The organism is Pseudomonas sp. NFACC02 (assembly GCF_900110765.1).
In the GTDB taxonomy this organism is placed as follows: domain Bacteria; phylum Pseudomonadota; class Gammaproteobacteria; order Pseudomonadales; family Pseudomonadaceae; genus Aquipseudomonas.
Map to the genome: position 1 here is coordinate 23954 of NZ_FOEO01000052.1, position 10291 is coordinate 34244.

The following is a 10291-nucleotide window of genomic DNA, read 5'->3' on the forward strand; positions in this document are numbered from 1 at the left end:
GACGGTGGCGATCTCGAAGACGCCACCACCGGCAATCGCTTCACGCGTACAGATCGTCCCGCGTCCACGGCAGATCATGACTGCCATCGGCGCGTGGCTTCACCGCCAGAATCTGATGCAGGTTGATCCAGCCCTTGGAGAACGCGTATGCACATCCCGCCAAATAAAGTCGGAAGATCCTGAGCGCCTGCTCCGGCACCATCGCCGCCGCCACGTCCAGTTTCTCTTCAAGACGCATGCTCCAGTGATCGAGCGTCCTGGCGTAGTGAAGACGCAGGCTCTCTACGTCGACCACCTCCAGCCCGGCCTCACTGATGAACCCGGTGATCATGGACAGGTGCGGCAGCTCGCCGTTGGGGAATACGTAGCGGTCGATGAAATCCCCCGCGCCACGCCCTACCGGACGACCGTCAGTGTGCTTGGCGGTGATGCCGTGGTTCATCACCAGGCCACCCTCCTTCACCGCACCGAACAGGCACTTGGCGTACAGTTCGAGGTTCGCGTGACCGACATGCTCGAACATACCGACGCTGACAATCTTGTCGAACCGGCCATCTTGCGGCAGGTCGCGGTAGTCGAGTAGCTGCAACTCGACCCGGTCTTCGAGACCTTCGGCTTTCACGCGCTCCTGGGCCAGCGCCAACTGCTCGCGGCTCAAGGTAATGCCAAACACCTTCACGCCGTACTCGCGTGCTGCGAAGCGTGCCAGGCCGCCCCATCCGCAACCGACATCGAGCAGGTACTCGCCCGGTTTGAGGCGCAGTTTGCGACACAGGTGGTGAAATTTGTCCTGCTGCGCTTGCTCCAGCGTTTCGTCGCCGGTTTTGAAATAAGCGCAGGAGTAGACCATCTCCTTGTCCAGCCACAGCTGGTAGAAGGCGTTGGAGAGGTCGTAGTGATAGGAGATCGACTTGGCGTCGGTTTCCTTGTCATGTTCGGTGCGCACTGGAACGACATCGTCGTCCTCGTCCACCAGCGCGGCGGTCAATTCATCGCAAACCCGCATGACCTCGCTGATCGAGCCTTCGAGCTCAAGCCGCCCTTCCACGAACGCGCTGCCCAGAAGATCGAGGCTGGGGTGCGAGAAATCGGAAACCAGTGAGGGGTCTTTGACGACGATGGTGACACTGGGATCAGTGCCCAGATCAAACGCGTTGCCGTCCCAAAGCTTGAGTCGCAATGGTAGATGAAGCTTCTGTAACGCCGGTGGAAGTTGCGCGAGCATTTAGAAAACCCCCTGATCCAGGAACACGGAAAAGGGTAGTCCAAAACCGGTTCCACGTAGGAACCGTCAGGCAATCGGCTTTTTGAATGACGACGGTGAACCTGAATGCGGGTACTTCCATGCGCCCCGGAGTTCTAGCCAACTTGAAGCCTGCGATGGAGCACCCTCTTCTTGACTGTAGGGTAATTTGTTACAGAGTGCTTCAAAGCTCAAGCGAATTTTTATACTTAGCCAAGGCGTCTAACCCGGCGCTCTCAGCGAAAGCGCCGAATACAAAGGCCTACGCGGGATTGTGAAATTTTGCGATCGGCTCGTGGAAACGCAACAGACGGCCGGCATTGCCAAGGACCAGCAAGGTGCTGAGGTTGTGCAAAACCGCCGCGATCATCGCGCCCGCAGCACCAAGAACGCCGAACGCCGCCAAGGCAACGATGGCCAGGGTCCAGCCCAGGCCGATGATCACATTGACCTGCAACGTGTGTCGGCACTGCCGGCTAAGACGCACGCAGGTTCCCAGGCGACGGAGGTCGCTGCCGATCAGAACGATATCGGCGGACGCCAGCGCAATATCGGCCCCGCCCGCGCCCATGGCGACACCCACCACGCCCGCTTTCAAGGCCAGCGAGTCGTTGATGCCATCGCCAACGACCATCGGTCGAAAGCCGTTCTTGATCTCGCCCATGACGCGGTTGAGCTTGTCTTCAGGCAGCGCCTGCGCATGAATGTCGCTGATGCCCACCTCGCGTCCCAGGCTGTCGGCCACGCTTTGGCGGTCACCGGTCAGCAACACCTGTCGCCCCATGCCGAGCTCACGCAGCTCGCCTAATGCATGCCGCGCCTCAGGTTTGAGGCTGTCGGCCAATAGCAGCCAGGCGAGGAACACCCCATCGACTGCAAGCCCGGCAATCGGCCCGTCATGGTTGGGAACCGGCGACGTCGGAATACCCAATTGCGCGAATAACTCGGGACGCCCCAATGCCGCTTCGCCTCGGGCCGTCTGCGCAACGACACCCAGGCCCTGGCGCTCGCGAATGTCCTCCAGCGCCGCTAAATGATCTTTCTCCACCAGCCCGGCGAGCGCACGACTGACCGGATGACTGCTCGCAGAACCCAGGCTCGCCGCGAGCGCCACCACGTCCTCGCCCGCGCCCTCCTCGGCCTGTATCGACTGCAACCGCAGGCTGCCGTAAGTGAGCGTCCCGGTCTTGTCGACCACCAGGGATGTCAGGTCGGCCAACTCCTCAAGGAACGCCGAGCTGCGGATGAGGATGCCGTGCCGCGCCGCTACTGCGATGCCGGCAATGGCCGTCGCGGGCGCCGACAGCACCAGCGCACAGGGGCACGCGGCGACCAGCACCGCGAGCATCGCCTGGGCGTTATTGGTGATGAACCAGGTGACGGCCGCGATCAGCAACACCAGCACCATGTAGCTGCCGGCATATCGCTCCAGCAGGCGCGTAATCGGCGGCTTGGAACGTTCGGCGTTCTGCATCAGGGCGATGACCTTGCCCAGCGTCGAGTCGTTACCAATGCGCGTCACTTCGATGCGCAACAGGCCGTCGAGGTTGATCGCACCGCCAAACACTTCCATGCCTGCACGCGCTTCCAGCGGCACCGACTCGCCGGTGATGGGTGCTGTGTCGAGGCTGGCCTGTCCGGACATCACCAGACCGTCGGCCGGCACTCGGTCACCCGCGCGCACCTCCACCCGATCACCCGGCACCAGCGAGCCGTTATCGACCTCACGGATCGACCCGTCGGCGGCGATCAAACGCGCGTGGCTACGGGTCAAACGCCCCAATGCCTGAATCGCCTCCTGAGAGCCGATCACGCTGCGTTCTTCAAGCACATGACCGAAGATCATGATGATGGGCAGCAAGGCAGCGGTCATCAGGTCCCCCGTGGCCCAGGCGCCCAGCATCGCCAACGCGATCAGTTGGTCGGTGATGCCGTGCAGGCTGGGATAGCGCAGGCTGTGCCAGCCCGCGCTGACCACCGGAATCGCCACCAGCAACGACGCGGCGCCCAGCAATAATTGACTGACGCCGACTTGCTCGGGCGCGAAGAAACGCCAGACCAGGCCCAACGCCAACAACCCCAACGCAAGCATCGCCAGCGTCAGTTGGCGAGCGGCGCTGCGCTGTTCTTTGCTGGTCAGCATGCTGCCCGGCGCGGGTGAGTCGTTGTGGTCGTGCGCGTGCTCATCAGCGTGGTTGTGTACAGCTTCGCCACTCATTTGTCGGCTCCCTGAATGATCAGGCGTGAATCGTCGTGGGGATCGACCGTGGTGACAGAACCGGCCTGTTTGAGAATGCCCGGCACACGCTCGCGGTAAATGCGCAGCAGCAAGCCAGGATCGCTCTTGTTCTGGATCGATTGCGCCAGACCGGTCACAGCAGCGGTGTCGGTCTGTGCCTTGGCCAAACGTTCGGACGCCTGTGCATGAGCGACCTGCAAGGTACGATCGGCCTGTTGGTTCGCGGTCTGATTGGCTTTTTCCGCATCGGTGCGCGCGTTGGCCACCGCCTGATCGGCTTGTTGGCTGGCGGTCAGAACAGCGTTGAACGCGTTCACGGCAGCGGCGGGCAGACTGGATTGCACGTCCACTCGCACCACCTCCACACCCAGGCCGACGCCGGTGGCGGTCAGCTCATCGAGGCGCTTGTTGATGCCTTGCACCAGATCGCCACGCAGTCGCTCGCGCCGCTCGGCCGACTGACTGTCCGAGCCTACCAATTCAGGCCGCGCGACCAGAATCGTGTCCAGATCCCGCGCTGCGGTGAGGCTGACGGCGCTGCGATTGACCAGACGGTCCAGCGCTGGCAACACATGCTCGCCCTGCAACACAAATTCACGAGGATCGGTCACCTTGTAGTACGCCGTCACATCCAGTTGCACGACACCGGCATCACCTGTCAGCAGATAGCCAGAGCCCGCGAGCGCATCGCTCATGGGCGTGGCGAAGCTGGTGACCTTGTCAGCCGCCAATGCAGTGGGCGAGCGCAGCAAGGTTTCCACATGCCGCTCGATCACCCGATCAGCCGAAGGCAGCAGCACGACCTGTTCGAAAGGTTGCGGCCACGCGAGTAACAGGCCCGCATTCTGGACCCGATCAAGCTCGCCGAAGCGAAACACCACGGCACGGTTTTGCGGGTCGATCTGCCGCACGTTGGAGACTGCCCAGCCGAGCGCGGCCAGCAACGTGACCACGTACAACCCCAAGAACGCCAACCGGCTGGCCTGCAACCACGGGCTGTTCACCACCGGACGCTCGACCTGCGTCGACTCCTGCTCACTCATGGCTGCGTTCCAGCCTTGCCGTCCTGCTTCCCGTCCAGTTGGGGCGGGCCGTCTACCAGCACACGGAACGGCGCAGCATCGGTGCGCAAGATGAGCTTGGTGGTCGGGCCCACGACGGTGCCAAGGGTGTCGAGCGAGCGCAGCAGGTTGTACAGCTGCGGCGAGCTGGCGTAGGCGCGGCCGTAAATCAGCGCAGCTTCGACACGAGACTGGGCTTCGATATCGGCGGCCTTCACGGCGGCATCTGCCTCAACGATTCGCGCATCGCGCTCGGCAGCCGAACGAATCTGCGCGGCTTCACGCTTGCCGATGGCCGTGCGCTCGGTGGCGATGGTCTCACGCTCGGCGCGCATGCGGTCGACCGTCGCGTTGAGCGTCACCGAGGGCAGCGTCAGACGCTCAACCCCCACCTGCAGGACGCGTACGCCGTAGGTGGTCAGCAACTGCTTGTCGATCTGCTGACGCAGCTGGTCTTCGAAATCGGCGATACGCACCTGGTTGGCGTCGGTATTGATCAGGCTCGACAGGTCGAAACTCGCCGCCGTTGTTTCCAGCGCGGACCCCACAAAGGTACGGATCTGGCGGGCCGCTTCATCGGGCTGATTCTGCACGGCGCGCATGAAGCGTTTCACGTTGTCGGGATCGCCCTGCACCTGCCAGGCGACGTAGGCTTGAACGATGATGCGCAAGCCGTCACGGGTGCCGACATCCTGCAAGCCGCTGGATGTCGTGCGCAGGCGCAGGTCCACGGGAATCGCGGCTTCGAACGGCGCGGGCCAGCGCCAGCTCAGGCCGGGATCGAGCAATACGCGAGACGGATTACCGAAGCGAGTCACCACCGTCGCCTCGCCGGAACGCACCTGCACCAGGCTCGCAGCGGCCACGGCAAACGCAATCAGCACGGCCGCCAGTGACGCCCGACGCCAAGGAAAGCCCGCCGGGCCAGACGCTTCACCGTGATGGTGATGCCCATGATGATGACCGCCATGACCGTGGCCGCCGTGGTCATGACCCGCATGGTCGTGGTGATCGTGGTTATGAAACAGACTCAAGAGAGGACTCCTTATTCAGCCGAAGGCTGTTCAGCTGACTTGGACGACGCGGGGTCGACCGGGAGGGTGAAAGAACGCAGATCGATGGTGGGCGCGCTGCTGCCGCCCAGGCGATGATCAAGCACCAGCAGTTTGGCGTGGGTCATGCCCAGCGTCAGTTGGCTCAGGTACTGCTCCAGCAGAAACGCCTGACCGGCCTTGGCATAACCCTGTCGTTCAGCGCTGAAACGCAGGTCGGCACTCTGGGCCGTGGACATGACTTCCCGTGAATTGGCTGCAGCCTGATCGTGGGCGATGCTGGCATGCAGCTGCGCCAGGTTCGCCTGATCCGCCGCCGCGCCGCGCTCACGGGCGATCAATGCCTGCGCGCTGATCTGCGCGGCCTGCACGGCGTGATAAGCGTTAGCCGCCCCCGCCGGTGGGTGAATGGACTCCACCACGGTGGCGAGGATCTCCACCCCGCTGTCGAGCTTTTTCAAGTCGCGCGCGACGGCATTGCCGATGTCGGCCGCAAGGTCAGTGCGTTGTTCGCCGAGCAATTCATCCAGAGTGCGCGACGCGAAATCGTGGACCAGCACGCGGCTGGCGGTGCTGCGAATCAGGCTGGGGATGTCAGCGCTGTTGTACGTCGCGGCCATGGCAGACGGGTCGTCCAGGCCAATTCGGTAGACGAAGCGAACGTCCATGTTGACGATCTGAAAGCTCTGCTTGTCGCCCGAGCCGCTGGCGATCACCTGCGACTTGTCATTGATGTGCGTGGCGTCCCACAGTCGGTTGGCGACAGCAGGCGGCGGACCCTCGGCGGGATCCAGCGTCTGCTCGGTACTGGCGCCTTCGGAGACGCTGGTCGCCAATTCGTGAACCACGCCGTTCTCGACTGGCAACACTGTCCCGAACGGCCACGGCAACCCAGCGTGAAGCCCAGGTCCCATGACCTCGACCGGTTTGCCGAAACGCTCGTAGATGCCTCGGCCCTGCATCGGGATTTCGTGTACACCGCTGAGCGCCCAGCCGAGGGCAACGATCACCGCCATCACGGGCAGAAATGCCCGACGCATGTAGGTAAACGCCCAGATCTGTCGCAAGTCGATGCCGAAGCGGTTGTGCAGCTCGTTCTGCAACGCGGTCAGCGGACGCGGGGGCCAGCGCAGCAAGCCGGCAACGAAGCTGCTGGCGACCAGACGCGGCTCAAGCCGATCGTTGCGCGGGCTAAAGATCGACAGCAAGGCACGGATCAACAGCTCGACGGCGACCAGCCCCGGCAGTAACCCGATCAGCACGGCCAGTCGGGCCGGCCAGACGCGGTCCGCCGAAGAAAAGAACAGACAGAACGCGGCAATCAGCAACGTACCGATGGCCACACGGCTGATCTGCGCCAACTGCTCGGCCTCGGGCCAGCTCGCTTCGGATTCGTTGCTGAGCTGACGCTCAAGCACCAGTAGAGCAAAGCCGATCAGCAGCAACAAACCACCGACCACGCTCCCCGTCAGCCCGACAGAGGTGCCGACAAGCGCCATGTTCCAGATCATCGAAATACTGATCAGCGCCAGCAGCGCCCAACCCGCCAGCCAGAACACCGGCGCGCCGATCTGCCCCACCATCGAGGTTCCCGCACCGCCGATGCGCCCCAGCAGACGGTCATACCAACCAGACTCCTCTGTCTCGGCGAGCTCATCGACTGCGATCACGACTTCATCGGGCGCCATGATACGGGCGCGCCAAAGCGCAACGACCTGCGCTGATTGCAGCGCCGCCGCAAGCACCAGCAGACTCGCCGCCCCGTTGGTCAGCACCGCGGTCCACAGGGAATTGGGGGAAAACAGATCGACGAACAGCGATACCACAAGACCCAGCACACCCATCGCGCCCAGCACGTAGGTCAGTCGCGACAGGCGTCTGACCTGAATCCCCGCACGCTGGAACCTCGGCAGGCCCGTCGGCTCAGCCCCTTCAACATCCAGATCAACCCGCATCGACACTCCAGAACCTGCTGAACGCTGTAGTCATCACCCTTCCCGTTCGTTTGTGGGCCTGCTTATCAACAAGCCGAAACACAGTTTTACGGGGCGTTACGATATAACAGAAGTGGTGAAATTTTTGTCCGGTAATTGCTGTCCTGCATGACGATTTATTCACTCAGACAGCCCGCAGACAGGTTAGCCCGCTGGGTACAGGCCTCGCGACCTTTCAGCACGCAGTCCTTTCCCCGGGACTCAGCAAAACGCCAGCACACCACCCCTGCACAATCTAAAGCTTTGCACTAAGCTCCGAGCAAGTTATCCACAGGGAGTTTGCCTGCGATCATGCTCACCCCTCTCAAGAGCGCACTGCAAAAACGCCTGCATCCGGTAGCCAAAATCCTGTTCGATGACGGCGTGCGCGCCATCCATGTGACGTCGTGCGCAGGACTCATTTCGGTGGCGGTCGGCGTGCTCGTCGCGGCGTTCGCCTTTCATCTCTGGATCTTTGTCCTGATCCCGATCTGGATGCTGATCCGCATGCTCTTCAATGCGGTCGAAGCGGTGTTGATCAGCGAGTTCGGACAACAATCGCGCCTCGGCACCTGTGCCCACGAACTCAGCCGTATCGTGGCCGAAACCGCGCTGTTTCTACCGTTTGCGGTCATTCCAAAGGTCAGCATTCTGCTGGTCATGACGGTGACCTTGCTGGCAATCTTCAGTGAATTTGCGGGTCTGCTCGGGCCGCTGATCAAGGCATCGAGGCGCCAGGACGGGCCGCTGAAAAGTGACATGCGCCTGGTGTGCTTTGGCATCTTCGGTGCGGGAATCGGCTCCGGCTATGTGCTCACTGCGCCGATCAATATTGCCCTTGCGGTGATGACCGTCCTGCTCCTGATCACCATCATCATCCGCATTCGTCGTGCCGTCTCGGAAGTGACCAAACCTGCAGCTGCGAAGGCTGATCTATCGAACTGAGCGAACTGTTTCAACAGCTTTACACACAAGCTGCAAACACGTTATCCACAGACCCCGTTCAAAACTCTTCCGCAGCGGGTTGCCTTCTGAAAGTCAATGCTTGACCTCACATACAATCCAGACAAATATTATGAGCGTAATTTAATCGATCCTGGATCCTCCGGGACATTTTCGGAGAGCGGTCTACGCTTCCCTCCGTTGTCGATTCTTCCTTCAGGAGCGTGCTCATGAGTCACTACGACGTTGTCATCATCGGTGGCGGCCCTGGCGGCTATAACGCTGCCATTCACGCCGGCCAGAAAGGTTTGAAGGTGGCCTGTGTCGAAGGCCGTGAAACCCTGGGCGGCACCTGTTTGAACGTCGGCTGCATCCCGTCCAAATCCTTGCTCCATGCGTCCGAGTTATACGAAGCGGCAGCCGGCGCGGAATTCAAGAAGCTGGGTATCGAGGTCACGCCCACGTTGAACCTGGCCCAAATGATGGCGCAGAAAGCCGAAAGCGTGATGGGCCTGACCAAAGGCATCGAGTTCCTGTTCCGCAAGTACAAGGCCGAATGGATCAAGGGCTGGGGACGCATTGCAGGCCCCGGCAAGGTCATCGTCAAAGACGCAAGCGGTGCGGAAACCGAACTGACCGCCAAGGACATCATCATTGCCACAGGCTCCGAGCCCACGCCGCTGCCCGGCGTGACCATCGACAACACGCGCATTCTCGATTCAACCGGCGCGCTGTCGTTGAGTGAAGTGCCCAAGCATCTGGTGGTCATCGGTGCAGGCGTGATCGGTCTGGAGCTAGGTTCAGTCTGGCGGCGTCTGGGCGCGAAAGTCACCGTCGTCGAGTTTCTCGATCATGTTGCCCACGGCACGGACCTGGAAGCCGGCAAGACATTGCACCGCTCGCTGTCGCGTCAGGGCATGAACTTCAAACTCAGCTCGAAAGTGACCTCGGCCATTGCCAGCGAAACCGGCGTCAGCCTGACCGTCGAGCCCGCTGCAGGCGGCGAAGCGGAGGTGATCGAAGCGGATTACGTGCTGGTGTCCATCGGCCGTCGTCCTGTGACGAAAGGGCTGGGCCTTGAAACGGTCGGGCTTGAAGTGGACAAACGCGGTGTGCTCGCCAACAAGGGCCATCGCACGGCGGTAGACGGTATCTGGGTGATTGGCGATGCGACGTCGGGGCCGATGCTGGCGCACAAGGCCGAAGACGAAGCCGCGGTGTGCGTGGAACGTATCGTCGGCAAGAAAGGCGAACTCAACTACAACCTGATCCCCAATGTGATCTACACGTGGCCGGAGCTGGCCAGCGTCGGCAAGACCGAAGAGCAGTTGAAGGAGGAAGGTCGCGCGTACAAGGTCGGCAAATTCCCGTTCAGCGCCAACAGCCGGGCGAAGGTGAATCACGAAAGCGATGGCTTCGCGAAGGTGCTGGCCGATGAAAAGACTGACGAAATTCTGGGCGTGCATCTGGTCGGTCCAAGCGTCAGCGAGATGATCGCCGAGTACTGCGTGGCGATGGAGTTCGCGGCGTCAGCGGAAGATGTCGCCTTGACCTGCCACCCTCACCCGACTCGCTCCGAGGCGCTGCGCCAGGCTGCGATGGCTGTGGGTGGACATACGACGCAGGCCTGAATCGGCAATCGCACGCCATGAACCTGTAGGAGACGTCAGAGGTTATGAGGGCAGCGAAGGCGGTGTGTCATTCACCATCGATGTTGTTGATCCACCGCATTCGCCAGCAAGCCGGCTCCCACAGGTCTGCGGTCTGGACACAGAGCCGTG

General features: G+C 61.9%; 7 protein-coding genes. 2 read left to right on the forward strand and 5 right to left on the reverse strand.

Features of this window, described 5'->3' with window-relative positions:
• Window positions 1-40 precede the first annotated feature (40 nt).
• The 5 genes from cfaB to hflK all read right to left on the reverse strand — a co-directional run bounded on the left by cfaB (window position 41) and on the right by hflK (window position 7550).
• The gene (cfaB, locus tag BMY73_RS25110) at window positions 41-1225 is read right to left on the reverse strand and encodes a C17 cyclopropane fatty acid synthase CfaB (RefSeq protein ID WP_062379932.1); all 1185 of its coding nucleotides are present in this window, start codon (window positions 1223-1225) and stop codon (window positions 41-43) included.
• 280 nt (window positions 1226-1505) lie between these two features.
• The gene (locus tag BMY73_RS25115) at window positions 1506-3461 is read right to left on the reverse strand and encodes a cation-translocating P-type ATPase (protein WP_092410501.1); all 1956 of its coding nucleotides are present in this window, start codon (window positions 3459-3461) and stop codon (window positions 1506-1508) included.
• Window positions 3458-4525 carry an SPFH domain-containing protein gene (locus BMY73_RS25120; protein ID WP_062379936.1) on the reverse strand — a complete coding sequence of 356 codons (1068 nt, stop codon included), beginning with the start codon at window positions 4523-4525 and terminating at the stop codon, window positions 3458-3460. The genes BMY73_RS25115 and BMY73_RS25120 overlap by 4 nt, the downstream gene beginning before the upstream one ends.
• On the reverse strand, window positions 4522-5577 hold the full coding sequence (gene hflC / locus BMY73_RS25125) for a protease modulator HflC (protein ID WP_062379938.1): 1056 nt from the start codon (window positions 5575-5577) through the stop codon (window positions 4522-4524). The genes BMY73_RS25120 and hflC overlap by 4 nt, the downstream gene beginning before the upstream one ends.
• An 11-nt stretch (window positions 5578-5588) precedes the next feature.
• The gene (gene hflK / locus BMY73_RS25130; protein WP_092410503.1) at window positions 5589-7550 is read right to left on the reverse strand and encodes a protease modulator HflK; all 1962 of its coding nucleotides are present in this window, start codon (window positions 7548-7550) and stop codon (window positions 5589-5591) included.
• A gap of 330 nt (window positions 7551-7880) precedes the next feature.
• Between hflK and BMY73_RS25135 the strand changes: the two genes are divergently transcribed.
• Entirely contained in the window at window positions 7881-8513 is a 633-nt protein-coding gene (locus BMY73_RS25135; RefSeq protein WP_092410505.1) for a CDP-alcohol phosphatidyltransferase, read from the forward strand.
• Window positions 8514-8740: 227 nt separating this feature from the next.
• Window positions 8741-10141, forward strand: a complete 1401-nt coding sequence (gene lpdA / locus BMY73_RS25140; protein WP_092410507.1) for a dihydrolipoyl dehydrogenase — start codon at window positions 8741-8743, stop codon at window positions 10139-10141.
• Window positions 10142-10291: the final 150 nt, after the last annotated feature.

Excerpts from the sequence above, each read along its gene's own strand:
- BMY73_RS25115 (WP_092410501.1), bottom strand. The coding sequence starts at position 3,461 with ATGAGTGGCGAAGCTGTACACAACCACGCTGATGAGCACGCGCACGAC.
- BMY73_RS25120 (WP_062379936.1), bottom strand. The coding sequence starts at position 4,525 with ATGAGTGAGCAGGAGTCGACGCAGGTCGAGCGTCCGGTGGTGAACAGC.
- cfaB (WP_062379932.1), bottom strand. The coding sequence starts at position 1,225 with ATGCTCGCGCAACTTCCACCGGCGTTACAGAAGCTTCATCTACCATTG.
- hflK (WP_092410503.1), bottom strand. The coding sequence starts at position 7,550 with ATGCGGGTTGATCTGGATGTTGAAGGGGCTGAGCCGACGGGCCTGCCG.
- lpdA (WP_092410507.1), top strand. The coding sequence starts at position 8,741 with ATGAGTCACTACGACGTTGTCATCATCGGTGGCGGCCCTGGCGGCTAT.
- BMY73_RS25135 (WP_092410505.1), top strand. The coding sequence starts at position 7,881 with ATGCTCACCCCTCTCAAGAGCGCACTGCAAAAACGCCTGCATCCGGTA.